This window comes from Pseudomonas sp. R15(2017) (assembly GCF_002112685.1).
GTDB lineage: Bacteria > Pseudomonadota > Gammaproteobacteria > Pseudomonadales > Pseudomonadaceae > Aquipseudomonas > Aquipseudomonas glycinae.
Genome location: NZ_NEII01000006.1, coordinates 195,822 through 210,519, shown reverse-complemented (window position 1 = coordinate 210,519; position 14,698 = coordinate 195,822). Strand labels below are relative to the sequence as shown.

The 14,698-nt window shown below is 59.1% G+C and carries 17 protein-coding genes and 1 tRNA gene; 2 read left to right on the top strand and 16 right to left on the bottom strand.

Annotated elements, in window-relative coordinates; all coding sequences use genetic code 11:
- Positions 1-200: 200 nt before the first annotated feature.
- Both CAF77_RS14460 and CAF77_RS14455 read left to right on the top strand, forming a co-directional pair.
- Positions 201-413, top strand: coding sequence for a cold-shock protein (locus CAF77_RS14460; RefSeq protein WP_007951194.1), 213 nt, complete (start codon positions 201-203; stop codon positions 411-413).
- Between the two features lie 96 nt (positions 414-509).
- Positions 510-998: an RDD family protein gene (locus tag CAF77_RS14455; protein WP_007951195.1), complete on the top strand. Its 489-nt coding sequence runs from the start codon at positions 510-512 to the stop codon at positions 996-998.
- A 58-nt stretch (positions 999-1,056) separates the two neighbouring features.
- Here CAF77_RS14455 and nadA read toward each other — a convergent pair whose 3' ends face one another.
- The 16 genes from nadA to aspS form a co-directional block, all read right to left on the bottom strand.
- Positions 1,057-2,115 (bottom strand): quinolinate synthase NadA, encoded by a 1,059-nt coding sequence (nadA, locus tag CAF77_RS14450; RefSeq protein ID WP_064383746.1) that lies wholly within the window; start codon positions 2,113-2,115, stop codon positions 1,057-1,059.
- Between the two features lie 271 nt (positions 2,116-2,386).
- Positions 2,387-2,462 (bottom strand) — tRNA-Lys (locus tag CAF77_RS14445).
- A gap of 63 nt (positions 2,463-2,525) precedes the next feature.
- Entirely contained in the window at positions 2,526-3,218 is a 693-nt protein-coding gene (gene queC, locus CAF77_RS14440) for a 7-cyano-7-deazaguanine synthase QueC (RefSeq protein ID WP_007951197.1), read from the bottom strand.
- Position 3,219: 1 nt separating this feature from the next.
- Entirely contained in the window at positions 3,220-3,867 is a 648-nt protein-coding gene (queE, locus tag CAF77_RS14435) for a 7-carboxy-7-deazaguanine synthase QueE (protein WP_085654829.1), read from the bottom strand.
- 165 nt (positions 3,868-4,032) lie between these two features.
- Complete coding sequence (gene ybgF / locus CAF77_RS14430; protein ID WP_011335639.1) at positions 4,033-4,872, bottom strand: tol-pal system protein YbgF; 840 nt, start codon at positions 4,870-4,872, stop codon at positions 4,033-4,035.
- Positions 4,873-4,878: 6 nt separating this feature from the next.
- The gene (gene pal, locus CAF77_RS14425; protein ID WP_003178634.1) at positions 4,879-5,376 is read right to left on the bottom strand and encodes a peptidoglycan-associated lipoprotein Pal; all 498 of its coding nucleotides are present in this window, start codon (positions 5,374-5,376) and stop codon (positions 4,879-4,881) included.
- A gap of 52 nt (positions 5,377-5,428) precedes the next feature.
- Complete coding sequence (tolB, locus tag CAF77_RS14420) at positions 5,429-6,709, bottom strand: Tol-Pal system beta propeller repeat protein TolB (protein ID WP_166742344.1); 1,281 nt, start codon at positions 6,707-6,709, stop codon at positions 5,429-5,431.
- A 17-nt stretch (positions 6,710-6,726) separates the two neighbouring features.
- Positions 6,727-7,806 (bottom strand): cell envelope integrity protein TolA, encoded by a 1,080-nt coding sequence (tolA, locus tag CAF77_RS14415; protein WP_064383749.1) that lies wholly within the window; start codon positions 7,804-7,806, stop codon positions 6,727-6,729.
- Positions 7,806-8,258 carry a protein TolR gene (gene tolR / locus CAF77_RS14410; protein WP_162130475.1) on the bottom strand — a complete coding sequence of 151 codons (453 nt, stop codon included), beginning with the start codon at positions 8,256-8,258 and terminating at the stop codon, positions 7,806-7,808. The genes tolA and tolR overlap by 1 nt, the downstream gene beginning before the upstream one ends.
- Before the next feature lie 23 nt (positions 8,259-8,281).
- Positions 8,282-8,977 carry a protein TolQ gene (gene tolQ / locus CAF77_RS14405; RefSeq protein WP_039766018.1) on the bottom strand — a complete coding sequence of 232 codons (696 nt, stop codon included), beginning with the start codon at positions 8,975-8,977 and terminating at the stop codon, positions 8,282-8,284.
- Complete coding sequence (gene ybgC, locus CAF77_RS14400; RefSeq protein ID WP_007951203.1) at positions 8,967-9,434, bottom strand: tol-pal system-associated acyl-CoA thioesterase; 468 nt, start codon at positions 9,432-9,434, stop codon at positions 8,967-8,969. Before ybgC ends, tolQ begins: the two co-directional genes overlap by 11 nt.
- A 127-nt stretch (positions 9,435-9,561) precedes the next feature.
- Positions 9,562-10,623: a Holliday junction branch migration DNA helicase RuvB gene (gene ruvB / locus CAF77_RS14395; protein ID WP_064383750.1), complete on the bottom strand. Its 1,062-nt coding sequence runs from the start codon at positions 10,621-10,623 to the stop codon at positions 9,562-9,564.
- Positions 10,624-11,232, bottom strand: coding sequence for a Holliday junction branch migration protein RuvA (ruvA, locus tag CAF77_RS14390; RefSeq protein WP_007951205.1), 609 nt, complete (start codon positions 11,230-11,232; stop codon positions 10,624-10,626).
- 114 nt (positions 11,233-11,346) lie between these two features.
- A complete protein-coding gene (gene ruvC, locus CAF77_RS14385) occupies positions 11,347-11,874 on the bottom strand; it encodes a crossover junction endodeoxyribonuclease RuvC (protein WP_003227525.1) in 528 nt (175 codons plus the stop codon).
- 140 nt (positions 11,875-12,014) lie between these two features.
- Positions 12,015-12,761: a YebC/PmpR family DNA-binding transcriptional regulator gene (locus CAF77_RS14380; RefSeq protein WP_064383751.1), complete on the bottom strand. Its 747-nt coding sequence runs from the start codon at positions 12,759-12,761 to the stop codon at positions 12,015-12,017.
- Positions 12,762-12,885: 124 nt separating this feature from the next.
- On the bottom strand, positions 12,886-14,661 hold the full coding sequence (aspS, locus tag CAF77_RS14375) for an aspartate--tRNA ligase (RefSeq protein WP_064383752.1): 1,776 nt from the start codon (positions 14,659-14,661) through the stop codon (positions 12,886-12,888).
- Positions 14,662-14,698: the final 37 nt, after the last annotated feature.

Below are 14,698 nucleotides of genomic sequence, written 5' to 3'. Positions count from 1 at the left end.
CGGGGCTTGTTTTTTCTCCCGTAGTTGGCGTAGAGTTTGTCCACTGTGTTTGCATGGGTCAGCTTGGAATCGTGACCTGGGCAGTAGCCTACAAGTTAGCTACATCCCGTTCGACGTCTTCTTACTCTCCTGCAACCAGCCCCAGTACTCTTTCATGAGAAGGAGACTGTCATCAATTTATGCGTCAAAGGAAATAAGAAATGTCCACACGTCAGAGCGGTACCGTCAAGTGGTTTAACGACGAGAAAGGTTTTGGTTTTATCACTCCAGAAAGCGGTCCGGATCTGTTCGTGCATTTCCGCGCCATTCAGGGCAACGGCTTCAAGAGCCTGAAAGAAGGCCAGAAAGTGACCTTCGTTGCTGTGCAGGGCCAGAAAGGCATGCAAGCTGACGAAGTCATCGCAGAAGCCTGATTTCTGTAACGAAAAAGCCCCTGATATTGATATCAGGGGCTTTTTTGTGGGCGCAAATCCGTAAAATGGCGCTTCACTTTCCGTCCAGAGGCTGCCATGTCGAAACACCTGCTCACCCCCCAGGGCGATTTCCCCGCCGTCGGCCTGGGCCGTCGTCTGGCAGCGATGTTTTATGACTTTCTGCTGTGCACCGCCCTGCTGATCGTGACCGGTGGCGTCTACAAGATGATCCAGGCCGCGATCATCGGTGAGGAGCGTCTGCGGGTTCTGACCGACGCCGGGCAGCTGGATGGCGATCCTCTCTACTCCACGGTGCTGCTGCTGGTGCTGTTTGGTTTCTTCGCCAAGTTCTGGACTCACGCCGGGCAGACCCTGGGCATGCAGGTCTGGGGCATTCGCGTGCAGAACGCTGATGGCACTGCAATCAGCCTGTGGCAGGCGTTGCTGCGGTTCATGGTGTCGATTGCATCGTGGCTCTGCCTGGGCCTGGGGTTCTTCTGGTCACTGTTCGACAAACAGAAACGCGCCTGGCATGACATCTACTCCGACACGCAGCTCGTGCGAATTCCGAAGAAAGCAAAATAAATCCGCAGATGCAAAAACGCCCCGATCCAATCGGGGCGTTTTTGTTTGCGTCGCAAGGTCAGGCGTTGCCGGCCAGTTTCATCCGCGCGGCCTGAGTGAAATCGAGCATGCGCTTGAGCGGACGAATCGCCTGCGGGATCAGGGCCGGGTCGACGAAGATCTCGTTCGAGCCGTCCTTCAGGCACTTGAGCGTGCGCTCAAGGGTGTTCATGGCCATCCACGGGCAATGTGCGCAACTGCGGCATGCCGCGCCGTTACCGGCGGTTGGCGCTTCGATGAAGACCTTGTCCGGGCACAACTGCTGCATCTTGTAGAAGATTCCGCGATCGGTGGCGACGATCAGCGTCTTGTTCGGCAGCGATTGCGCGGCGGCAATCAGCTGACTGGTGGAACCGACGGCGTCCGCCAACTCGATCACCGAGGTCGGCGACTCCGGGTGCACCAGAATGGCGGCGTCCGGATACAGCGCTTTCATGTCTTCCAGCTGCTTGGACTTGAACTCTTCGTGGACGATGCATGCACCATCCCAGAGCAGCATGTCGGCGCCGGTCTGACGCTGGATGTAGGTGCCCAGGTGCTTGTCCGGCCCCCAGATGATGGTTTCGCCGTTGTCCATCAGGCTCTCGACGATTTCCAGTGCGCAGCTGGAGGTCACCACCCAGTCGGCCCGGGCTTTGACGGCGGCCGAGGTGTTGGCATACACCACCACGGTGCGTTCAGGATGCTGATCGCAGAACGCCGAGAACTCATCCACCGGGCAACCCAGATCCAGCGAGCAGGTGGCTTCCAGGGTCGGCATCAGCACACGTTTTTCAGGGTTGAGAATCTTCGCGGTCTCGCCCATGAATTTCACGCCGGCGACCACCACGGTCTTGGCCGGATGGGCGTTGCCGAAGCGGGCCATTTCCAGGGAATCGGAAACGCAACCGCCGGTTTCTTCGGCGAGGGCCTGAATGATCGGATCGCAATAAAAGTGGGCAACCAGCACCGCGTCCTGAGCCTTGAGCTCGGCGGCGATGGCGGAACGGTAGTAAGCCTCTTCCTCGGCCGTCAGCGGCTTGGGCTGCTTGGCGTCGAGGTGGGCTTGTACCAGAAGGCGTTCGGAAATCTGCGTCATGTTCGCAAGACCTGCAGGCGCGTTCGCGCGAAAGTCGAGTATACACCCGGCTCCGGACCGCTTGAGGGTACCGCCGGGAGAGTGAGTATTATCAGGCACGGACAGCATTGAAGCTGCGCAAGGCTACAGAATATCCCGTTGATACAAAAGATGATTCTGACCTGCGTCACGGCAGGAAGAAACGAAGGGAGGGATGCCCGGATCGCAGGCAAAAAAAAACCCGGAAATCCTCACTTTCGTGGGCCTTCCGGATTTTCTAAACCGCCAAATATGGTGGGTCGTGTGGGATTCGAACCTACGACCAATTGGTTAAAAGCCAACTGCTCTACCAACTGAGCTAACGACCCGCTGTGTGGTGGCGCGTATAATACTGATTTTTAAGGACTATTCAACACCTAATTTGAAAAAAATCAAAAATAAGGTGTCGGGTCGCTGATTCCGGCCGCCGCGAAGCCTTCCGCACGCAGTCGGCAGCTGTCGCATTTACCGCAAGCACGGCCGTCATCGTCAGCCTGATAGCAGGAAACGGTCAGCCCGTAATCAACACCCAGCTTCACGCCCGCCTGGACGATCTGCGCCTTGCTCAGATTCTGCAGCGGTGCCTGGATGCGAAAACCATTGCCTTCGACGCCAGCCTTGGTCGCCAGATTGGCCATGCGCTCAAACGACTCGATGAACTCGGGACGGCAATCCGGGTAACCGGAGTAATCCACTGCATTGACGCCGATAAAGATGTCACGGGCGCCGAGCACTTCAGCCCAGCCCAGAGCCAGCGACAGGAAAACCGTGTTGCGTGCCGGCACGTAAGTCACCGGGATGCCTTCGCCCAACTCTTCCGGGATGTCGATGCTGGTGTCGGTCAGGGCCGAACCGCCCATGCCGTTCAGGTTCAGGCCGATCACCTTGTGCTCGACCACGCCCAGATCGCGGGCAACGCGAGCAGCGGCATGCAGTTCGGCGTGGGAACGCTGACCGTAATCGAAACTCATCGTGTAGCAGGCGTAGCCTTCAGCGCGGGCCATGGCCACGACCGTAGCCGAGTCCAGACCACCGGACAGCAGGATTACCGCACGTTTTTGGCTAGTGTTCAGTTGTTCAGTCATCTCAGCGCCCCGGCTCATCATTCCATAGATATTTATGCAGCTGCAGTTGCAGGCGCACTGGCAGGTTATCCGCCACCACCCAGTCCGCCAGATCCCGAGCGTTCAGGTCGTGGTGACTTGGGGAAAACAGCACTTCACCTGCACGTCGCTCAAGACCGTACTGGATCAGCTTCGATACTGCCCAGTCGTAGTCGCCCCGCGAGCAGATGACAAACTTCACCTGATCGTTGGGCGTCAGCAGTTCGATGTTCTCGTAACGGTTGCGATGGGCTTCTTTGGAGTCAGGCGTCTTCAGGTCGACCACCCGACTGACCCGCGGATCGACCGCCGAGATATCGAGAGCGCCGCTGGTTTCCAGCGAGACTTCGTAGCCGGCATCGCACAACTGTTTGAGCAAAGGGATGGCATTGGGTTGTGCCAGCGGCTCACCGCCCGTGACACAGACGTAGCGCGGGCGAAAGCCGGCCACTTGCTCGAGGATGTCGTCGAGGGTACGGATCGTGCCACCGCTGAACGCGTAGGCGCTGTCGCAGTATTGGCAACGCAATGGGCAACCGGTCAGGCGCACAAAAACAGTGGGCAGCCCGGCAGTCCGCGTTTCCCCCTGCAACGAGTAGAAAACTTCGGTAATTCTCAATGTGTCTTGCATAGTCGCCACGGGCGTAACAGCTAAACAGGCTGTCCGCCTCCGTCAGGCACCTCTGGCAACCCCGCCAACGCGTAGATCACCAGAAGCGTGTTTCATAAAAGGGCGTGAATTCTAACGAAAAAACCCGCGACAGGCGCGGGTTTCTTCCAAACGGGTCAAACGGTGTTACATGCGTTGCAGATCGCGCTGGGCCAACTGCGCGGCGGACGTGCCCGGATATTGGGCCACCACCTGCTGCAGAATGCCTTTGACCTTGTCGGTATGACCGAGCCGGCGCTCTACGTCAGCCAGCTTGTACAAAGAATCCGGCACTTTGGCGTGCTTGGGATACAGCTGCGAAACCTTGGCGAAAGCCTGACCTGCACCTTGCAGATCACCTTTGGCCAGGTTCACTTCACCCAGCCAGTACTGGGCGTTGCCCGCGTATTGGCTGTTCGGGTATTTACGCAGGAAAGCGGCAAACGCCTGGCTGGCCTTGTCGAAATCCTTGGCCTTGATCAAGTCGAAAGCTGCATCGTAATACAGCTTTTCCTTGGCCGGATCAGCCGGTTCGCCACCCGCGGCAGGTGCCTGGGCGGCCGCAGCGGCCCCGGCTCCAGCGGCGGCACCGGCAGCAGCACTTGCATCGCCACCGGCAGAAGAATTCTCGGGAGTCGCGGCAGGTGCAACGCCGGATCCTATGCGCCGATCAAGATCCTGGTATCGCTCCAGGGATTCCTGCTTCATGCGCGAAACCTGATTCTGCAGTTCTTCGATCACGCCTTGCTGGCGCGACAGTTGATCCTGCATTTGTTGCAGTTGGTTGAACAGCATGCCTTGTGCCGAGGCAGGGGCCGAAGCCGCTCCCCCGGCATAGGCGCCGTTCGTACCGTAACCTGCAGGCGGATAACTGCTCCCGCTATTGTTATAACCGGAGTTGTCATCGACCACAGGAACCGCAGCCCACGCCGCAAGCGGCGCGAGGCTGAGAGCCAGAACAGTTACAGCACGACGGCACGTTCGCATATCGAATTACTTACGCAGTTCGACGCGACGGTTTTGAGCCCAGGACTGCTCGTCGTTGCCGGTAGCAACTGGACGCTCTTCGCCGTAGGAAACCAGTTCCAGCTGAGCTGGGGAAACACCTTGCAGTACCAGGTAGCGCTGAACGGCTTTCGCACGACGCTCGCCCAGTGCCATGTTGTACTCACGAGTACCACGTTCGTCGGTGTTGCCTTCCAGAACAACGCGAGCGCCGTTTGCTTTCAGGTCTTTGGCGTGAACGTCCAGAGCGCGCATGGCTTCTGGCTTCAGGTCCGAGCTGTCGTATTCGAAGTAGAAGGTGGTGATTGCGCGCAGAGCAGCTTCTTCGCTCAGGGAACCGTCAACTGCACCAGTGTTTGCGCCGTAACCAGCGTTTGGATCAACAGCGCCTTCACCGGCGTTGTCGCCGCCTTTGGACGAGCAACCTACAGCTACAGCCATGGCCAGAGCCAGCGCAGCAAATTTACCAAACTTCAGCATTTCCATCGTGAAACTCCTAATGAACCCCAGTGTGTTAAGTAAAACGTAAAGCGCCGCGTCAGTTCAGGTAAGGGGACCAGGACGGTTCTCTGACTTCGCCTTGAGCGGTAGGAAGCGGGAGCCTCACGCGTCCATTAATGGACACGAGCATCAAGACTCCCCGGCCCTGCTGGCGGGTGGCGTAGATTACCATGGTGCCGTTGGGCGCAACAGTAGGCGACTCGTCCAGAGTGCTATCAGTGAGGATTTTTACACTTCCGCGCTGCAAATCCTGAGCCGCCACTTTGAAATTGGTGAAACCGTCCTGACGATGGATCATCACCAGGGTCTTTTCATCCGCCGAAAGCTTAGGGTTGGCGTTGTAGTTGCCCACGAACGTCACACGCTCGGCACCGCCGCCACCAGCGCTGGTCTTGTAGATCTGCGGTTTGCCGCCACGGTCGGAGGTGAAGTAGATGGTCGAACCATCCTTGCCCCAGTACGGTTCGGTGTTGATGCCAGGACCTGCAGTCACACGGGTGATCTGACGCGAACCGAGGTTCATCACGTAGATGTCCGGGTTACCGTCTTTCGACAGCACGAACGCCAGGCGATTGCCGTCCGGCGACCAGGCTGGCGCGCCGTTCAGGCCTTCGAAGTTGGTGATCTGCTCGCGGCGACCGGTGTCGATGTTCTGCATGAAGATGCGCGGACGCTTCTGTTCGAACGACACGTAGGCGATACGCTTGCCGTCCGGTGCAAAACGCGGCGACAGGATCGGCTCGCGCGATTGCAGCAGGGTCACGGCGCGGGCGCCGTCATAGTCCGAACGCTGCAGGGTGTAGCGGGTGTTCTTCTCGGAGAAACGCTCGGCTGTGACGTACAGCAGGCGAGTCGAGAATGCACCCTTAATACCGGTCAGTTTTTCGAACGACTGGTCGGAGATGTAGTGCGCCATGTCACGCAGCTGTTCGGTGGTACCGGACACACTGCCGTCAGCCACTTTCTGTTCGGTGGCGACGTTGAATAGAGCCCACTGCACCTGCAGACGGCCGCCGGCCGGCACGATGCTGCCGACCATCATGTATTGCGCGCCCACCGCCTTCCAGTCACGGAAGATGATTTCGCTCGGCTGGCTTGGCTGGCTGATCATGTTTTGCTTTGGAATCGGCGAGTAATAGCCCGAGTTGCGCAAATCGTTACCAATGATTTCAGCCATGTCATCCGGCAGGACGGCACCGCCCTGGAAACCGAACGGTACGACGGCGATCGGCGTTGCCCGATCGCTGCCGCTGGTGACCAGAATGTTCTTTTCATCCGCCATCGCGATCCCTGCCATGCAGCAGATCACGACCAGCATTCCTCGAAGAAGGTTTCTCACAAGGCTAGATCCTCAGGTGTGAATGTCATCTTGAATGAACGATACGGAGCGAAATCGCTCGGCTTCATTCCCTGCATTTCCGTCAAACGTCCAATATTCTTGACCGCTGCCACTGCCGACGCATCGAACGGACCGTCGCCACTGGACTTGGCCACGCTGACCGAAGTCACCGTACCGTCCGGCAACATGCCGATCTGCAGCACAACCGTCATGCCTTTGCGTGCCGAAGGTGGACGTGCCCAGCCTTCCGCTGCCCGCGCACGAATCAGGTCATCGAAACTGCCCGCGACTTCATCGCCCTGCTCATCGGCCAAGGCCTGCTGGCGCTGCGGCGTGTCGGAAAGCAAATCTGCCAGGGCCTGAGCCTTTTTGTCTTCGGCGGATTTACGTGCCGCTTCCTGCGCTTTCTTCTTCGCAGCATCGGCAGCAGCTTTCTTCTTCGCGTCTTCGGCGACTTTCTTCTTCGCCTCTTCAGCTTCAGCTTTCTTCTTGGCGTCTTCGGCGGCTTTCTTCTTCGCGTCTTCGACGATCTTCTTCTTGGCTTCTTCAGCGGCCGCTTTCTTGGCCTCTTCTTCAGCAGCCTTCTTGGCTTCTTCTTCGGCTTTCTTCTTGGCTATATCAGCCAATTGTTTCTCTTCTGCCTTCTTGGCTTCGGCGGCTTTCTTGGCGTCGTCGGCTTTCTTGGCTTCATCAGCCTTCTTCGCCTCGTCCGCTTTCTTCGCCTCATCGGCCTTCTTGGCTTCCTCGGCCTTTTGAGCCGCTTCTTCTTTCTTTTGTTCCGCAGCCTTCACCGCTTCCTGCTCGACCTTTTTCTGCTCCATCTGCTCGACTTCGGTCTGGCGCGCGGCGGATTTCTTCGCCTCACCCGCAATCTTCTGATTGGTCTGGGTGGTTGCCTGACTTTTCGATTTCAGCTGGTACAGGGTCGCCTGGACAATCGGCTTGGCCGGCGGCAACTCCGGAGTCAGGGCGAAACTGACGAACAGCATGCCGAACACCAGCACGTGCAAGCCAATCGCCCAGACACTGGGCCAGAAGTAGCTTTCCGAGGCGGACGGCTCTCGCTGTTGCTGCATCAGGGCGCCTCGGTGATCAAGCCAACGTTACCGACCCCGGCTTTCTGCAACCCGCCCATGGCGCCCATGACGGAGCCATAATCGACGGACTTGTCGCCACGGATGAACACCTGGGTACGCTTGCCCCCTTCAGTACCGGCGCGAATGATCTTGGTCACCGCGTCGGTCATCTGTGGCAGGGTCATGGCCCGGTCCTGCTGCTTCTCGGTGTCGACTTCGCTGCCAAGGTTCCAGTAGTAGGTCTTGTCCGACTTGATCGAAATGGTCAGCACCTGGGTGTTGTTGTCCTGCGGCAAGGCTTCACTGGAAACCTTGGGCAGATCCACTTTCACGCCCTGATTGAGCATCGGCGCAGTCACCATGAAGATGACCAGCAGCACCAGCATCACGTCGATGTAAGGCACTACGTTCATCTCGGCGACCGGCTTGCGCTTGTGTCGGGCTCGAGTGATTAAAGCCATCGGGAAATACCTGCTTATTCTTCGCTGGTGTGCACTTTGCGGTGCAGGATCGCCTGGAACTCATCGGCGAAGGTGTAGTAGCGGCTCAGCAAGGTTTCGCTGCGGGCAGAGAAACGGTTGTAAGCAATAACGGCCGGGATCGCGGCGAACAGACCGATCGCGGTGGCGATCAGGGCTTCGGCGATGCCGGGTGCGACGGTGGCCAGAGTGGCCTGCTGGGCACTGGCCAGACCACGGAAGGAGTTCATGATCCCCCAGACGGTACCGAACAGACCGATATACGGGCTGACGGAACCTACGGTGGCGAGGAACGGCAGGCTCTGCTCGAGTTTCTCTTCCTCACGGGAGATGGCGACACGCATGGCGCGAGCCACACCTTCCATCACCGCTTCAGGGTCGACACCTGGCTGCTGACGCAGACGGGAGAATTCCTTGAAGCCGGCACGGAAAATCTGCTCGACGCCGGAATCCGGATCCGGGTTGCTGCCGGCCTGACGGTAGAGTTTGGACAGGTCGATACCCGACCAGAATCGCTCCTCGAAGCTCTCGAGGGCACGTCGACCGGCGCGTATCAGATTGCTGCGCTGAAAGATCATGATCCATGAGGTCACCGATGCGGCCACCAGAGTCAACATTACCAACTGCACCACGATGCTGGCATTGCTGACCAGGCTCCACATGGAGGAATGGTCGACGACGTTAGCTTCCACGCTTTATCTCCTGCTTTGAGTGTGTACCCGTGCCGACCGCGTCGGCAAAGGCCGCACGCAGGTCTTCGGGAAGGGCCCGGGGTTTCAAACTGTTAGTGCGCACACAGGCCACCAGAAACTGCCCTTCGCAGAGCAGCACATTATCCGTTGCCCGCCTGACCTGCTGTCGAAAGCGCAGGCTGGCACGGTTCAATTCGATTACATCAGCGCTTACCAGAAGCTCGTCATCCAGTCGCGCCGGCGCGTGATAACGCGCTTCGCTGGAATGCACGACGAACAACAGGTCCTCCCCTGCCAGCGCCGACTGGGCAAAGCCCAGCTCCCGGAGCCGCTCGGTTCGAGCCCGTTCCATAAACTTGAGGTAATTAACGTAATACACGATGCCGCCCGCATCGGTGTCCTCGTAATAAACGCGACAACGATGTGCGAACGGCTCAAGCCCGTTTTGCGCGCGCATACTCTAGTGCTTACTCCTCGGGTTGCCAATCCGGCCAGGCAACTGTTTTTCATTGTTGGAAGGCTTTACCGCAAAAGTACCGTCCTGTGACAGTACAAACGCTGAATAAATCGACAATAAATGTGTATCAATCGTCCACGGCATCGAGAAACTCGTCTACCACGGGCATCTCGCCCATTCGTGTCGGAATGTTTAAACCAAAATGCAGGTACGCGTGACGGGTAACCACCCTGCCCCGCGGCGTACGCATGATGTAGCCCTGCTGAATCAGGTACGGCTCGAGCACGTCTTCAATGGTGTGGCGCTCTTCGCTGATCGCCGCTGCCAGGCTGTCGATGCCCACCGGGCCGCCATCGAATTTCTCGATCATGGTCAACAGCAGACGCCGGTCCTGATGATCGAAACCGTGCTCGTCGACATCCAGCAGATTCAGCGCCAGATCCGCGACAGCCTTGGTGATGTGGCCCTTGGCCCGGACTTCAGCGAAATCCCGCACCCGACGCAACAGTCGGTTGGCGATCCGCGGCGTGCCACGGGCGCGGCGGGCAATCTCGAAAGACCCTTCCGGATCCAGCGGCAAGCCGAGGATATTCGCCGAACGGCTGACAATCGTCGCCAGGTCAGCGGTGCTGTAGAACTCGAGACGCTGGACGATGCCGAAACGGTCGCGCAACGGGTTGGTCAGCATGCCCGCCCGCGTCGTCGCGCCAACCAGGGTGAACGGTGGCAGATCAAGTTTGATCGAACGCGCCGCCGGACCTTCACCGATCATGATGTCGAGCTGGAAATCTTCCATGGCCGGGTACAGCACTTCTTCGACGATCGGCGACAGACGATGGATTTCATCGATGAACAGCACGTCGTGCGGCTCAAGGTTGGTCAACAGTGCCGCCAGATCCCCGGGCCGTTCCAGCACCGGGCCGGAAGTGCTCTTGATCGACACACCCATTTCCTGAGCGATGATGTTGGCCAGCGTGGTTTTACCCAGCCCCGGCGGGCCGAAAATCAGGGTGTGGTCGAGGGATTCGCTACGGCCACGGGCGGCCTGGATAAACAGTTCCATCTGCTCGCGAACGGTCGGCTGGCCGATGTATTCGGCCAGGCTGACGGGACGTATCGCCCGATCCTGGACTTCTTCGCGCTCACGCGGACTGTGCGTGGCGGCGATCAGACGATCTGCTTCAATCACTTAAATCATTCCCTTCAGGGCGCGTCGAATCATGTCTTCGCTGCTCAGGCCTTTCTCTTTGATCGCGGAAATCGCCTTGCTCGCTTCCTGAGGCTTGTAGCCCAGGGAAATCAGCGCGCTGACCGCGTCGTTCTCGGCGGTGTTGACAGGCGCCGGGCCGTCCGGCTGGTTCGGCACCAGCGCGAACATGGCCGGCGAGGTTTCCCAGGCCTTGAAGCGATCCTTGAGCTCGACCAGCAGGCGTTCGGCGGTTTTCTTGCCCACGCCCGGCACCTTGGTCAGCGCCGAGGTGTCCTGGGATTGCACGCAGCGGATCAGTTCGTCGACTTCAAGACTCGACATCAAGGCCAGGGCCAGTTTCGGCCCTACACCGTTGAGACGGATCAACTCGCGAAAAAAGTCTCGCTCACGCTTGCCGGCAAAGCCATAGAGTAACTGTGCGTCTTCGCGTACGACCAAATGGGTGTGCAAGGTCAGCGGTTCACCGACCGACGGCAGACGATAAAGGGTGGTCATGGGCACTTCCAGCTCATACCCGAGGCCGTTTACATCCAGAATCAGGTGCGGCGGCTGTTTCTCAGCCAGAGTGCCGCGCAAGCGTCCAATCACGTTTCAGATCCTTGAGCGTTGGCCAGCCGTGGGCTGGCGACCGACAGAGCATGGATTTGCTGCCGACGACCCAGGCGCGAAATCCACATTCCGTGAAATTGACTGCTGATGCTATCAGAGACGCAGACGCCCGCCACGACTGCGTGCAGTTCCCAAGCCATGCGGCAACAGACTGGAGCGGGTGTGGGCGTGACAAATGGCGATGGCCAGGGCATCCGATGCGTCGATTTGCGGTTTGCTGGTCAGCTTGAGCATGTGCATGACCATCATCTGCACCTGCTCTTTATTGGCAGCACCGGTTCCCACCACAGCCTGCTTGACCTGAGTGGCCGTGTACTCGGCGATCTCCAGGCTTTCTTCGGCGCCGGCAACGATAGCGGCCCCACGGGCCTGCCCGAGCTTGAGCGCCGAATCAGCGTTTTTCGCCATGAACACCTTTTCGATACCCATGGTGACCGGGCCGTAGGTCTGGATGATTTCCCGCACGCCGCGGTAGACAATCTGCAACCGCTCATGCAGCTCGCCGGCACCGGTGCGGATACAACCCGAGGCGACGTAGATGCAACCGCCGCGTCCGGTATCGCGAACAACGCCGTAACCGGTAATGCGCGAACCGGGGTCGATACCAAGAATTAAAGTCATAAGCCTGCTGGTTCGAAAAAACACAAAAAACAAATGTGGGAGCTGGTTTGCCAGCGATGACGGTGTGTCAGGCACCATCATTAGCTGATGTGCCGACGCCATCGCTGGCAAGCCAGCTCCCACATTGAGCCTAGTCGCTCTTAACCGAGCTGAGCGGCCACGTCTTCCGGAATGTCCGCGTTGGAGTAGACGTTCTGCACGTCATCCAGATCTTCCAGCATGTCGATCAGCTTGAGCACCTTCTCGGCGCCCTCCAGATCCAGTTCGGCGCTGGTGGTCGGCTGCATGACGATTTCCGCGTCATCACCCTTGAAACCGGCGGCTTCCAGGGCATTGCGTACCGCGTAGAAGCTGGTGAAGGAGGTGAACACGTCGATCGAGCCATCTTCGTGACTGACCACGTCGTCGGCATCGGCTTCCAGCGCGGCCTCTGTCAGCGCGTCTTCGTCAACGCCCGGGACAAAGCTGATCTGGCCCTTGCGTTCGAACAGATAGGCTACCGAACCGTCGGTACCGAGGTTGCCGCCACACTTGCTGAACGCGTGGCGCACGGCCGCTGCGGTACGGTTGCGGTTGTCGGTCATGCACTCGACCATCACCGCCACGCCGCCCGGACCGTAACCTTCGTAGGTCAGCTCTTCAACGTTGTCGGCTTCGGTCGCACCGGCGCCACGGGCCACGGCACGGTCGATGATGTCGCGACTCATGTTGGCGCCCAGCGCCTTGTCCAGCGCCAGACGCAGACGCGGGTTGGAGCCCGGATCACCGCCGCCCTGACGGGCCGCCACGGTCAGTTCGCGGATCCACTTGGTGAAGATCTTGCCTCTCTTGGCATCCTGGCGTTCTTTGCGGTGCTTGATGTTCGCCCACTTGGAATGACCTGCCATAACTCGCTCCGAATTCTCTTGAACAATGCCCGCCATGCAGGTGCATCGGCCAGCAAAAAAATCTTGTTTTCAATCACTGCAGAAAGAAAAAAGGCGCATCCGAAGATGCGCCTTCAGGCCCGTCTTACTCAGCCTTCGGCGTTTCGCGCAAACGAATGTGCAGTTCGCGCAATGCCTTCGCGTCCACGACACCCGGCGCCTGCGTCATCACGTCGGCAGCACTCTGGGTTTTCGGGAAGGCGATCACTTCACGGATCGACTGGGCGCCGGTCATCAGCATGACCAGACGGTCCAGACCGAAGGCCAGACCACCGTGCGGCGGCGCGCCGTATTTCAGGGCGTCGAGCAGGAAGCCGAACTTCTCTTCCTGTTCCGCTTCGTTGATGCCCAGCAGACGGAACACCGCCTGTTGCATCTCTTTGCGGTGAATACGGATCGAACCGCCACCCAGCTCGGTGCCGTTCAGCACCATGTCGTAGGCACGGGACAGAGCGCCAGCCGGGTTGGCTTCGAGCTCTTCCGGAGTGCACTTCGGCGCGGTGAACGGATGGTGCAAGGCCGAGAAGCTGCCGTCGTCGTTCTCTTCGAACATCGGGAAGTCGACGACCCACATCGGCGCCCACTCGCAGGTCAGCAGCTTCAGGTCGTGACCGAGCTTGATACGCAGCGCGCCCAGGGCTTCGCTGACGATCTTGGCCTTGTCGGCGCCGAAGAACACGATGTCGCCGTCGACTGCGCCAACGCGATCGAGGATCACGTTCAGGTTGGCTTCCGGGATGTTTTTCACGATCGGCGATTGCAGACCGTCAACACCGGCCGCACGCTCGTTGACCTTGATGTACGCCAGGCCCTTGGCACCGTAGATGCCGACGAACTTGGTGTAGTCGTCGATCTGCTTGCGCGGCATGCTCGCCCCGCCTGGAACGCGCAGCGCGGCGATACGGCATTTCGGGTCGTTGGCCGGGCCGCTGAAGACCTTGAAATCCACTTCTTTCAGTTGGTCGGCCACGTCTACCAGTTCCAGCGGGTTACGCAGGTCTGGTTTGTCGGAACCGTAACGGCGCATGGCTTCTTCGAAGGTCATGTGCGGGAACTCGCCGAATTCCAGATCCAGCACTTCCTTGAACAGGTTGCGGATCATGCCTTCGGTCAGGCCCATGATGTCTTTTTCGTCGAGGAAGCTGGTCTCGATGTCGATCTGAGTGAACTCAGGCTGACGGTCGGCACGCAGGTCTTCGTCGCGGAAGCATTTGGCGATCTGGTAGTAACGGTCGAAGCCGGCGACCATCAGCAGTTGCTTGAACAGCTGTGGCGATTGCGGCAGCGCAAAGAACGAACCGGCGTGGGTACGGCTCGGCACGAGGTAGTCGCGCGCGCCTTCCGGAGTGGCACGGGTCAGGATCGGGGTTTCGACGTCGAGGAAGCCGTTCTCGTCCAGGTAGCGACGGATGCTGGTGGTCATGCGCGAACGCAGACGCAGCTTCTCGGCCATTTCCGGACGACGCAGGTCCAGGAAGCGATAACGCAGACGGGTTTCTTCGCCGACGTCGGAGAACTCGTTCAGCGGGAACGGCGGGGTTTCCGACTCGTTCAACACTTCCAGTTCGTAGCCCAGCACTTCGATCATGCCCGACGCCATGTTGGCGTTGGTGGCACCGGCCGGACGCAGACGCACCTTGCCGGTGATCTTCACGACGTATTCGCTGCGCACGCGATCGGCGGCGGCGAAGCTCTCGGCGCGATCCGGATCAAACACTACCTGGGCCAGACCGTCACGATCACGGATATCGAGGAAAATCACCCCGCCGTGGTCGCGACGACGGTGAACCCATCCGCAAAGGGTAATTTCCTGGCCTTCCAGGCTTTCGTTCAGTTGGCCGCAATAATGGCTGCGCATCATGGTAGTGGTTCGCTTCTCGTAATTCGAAATTCGGTGG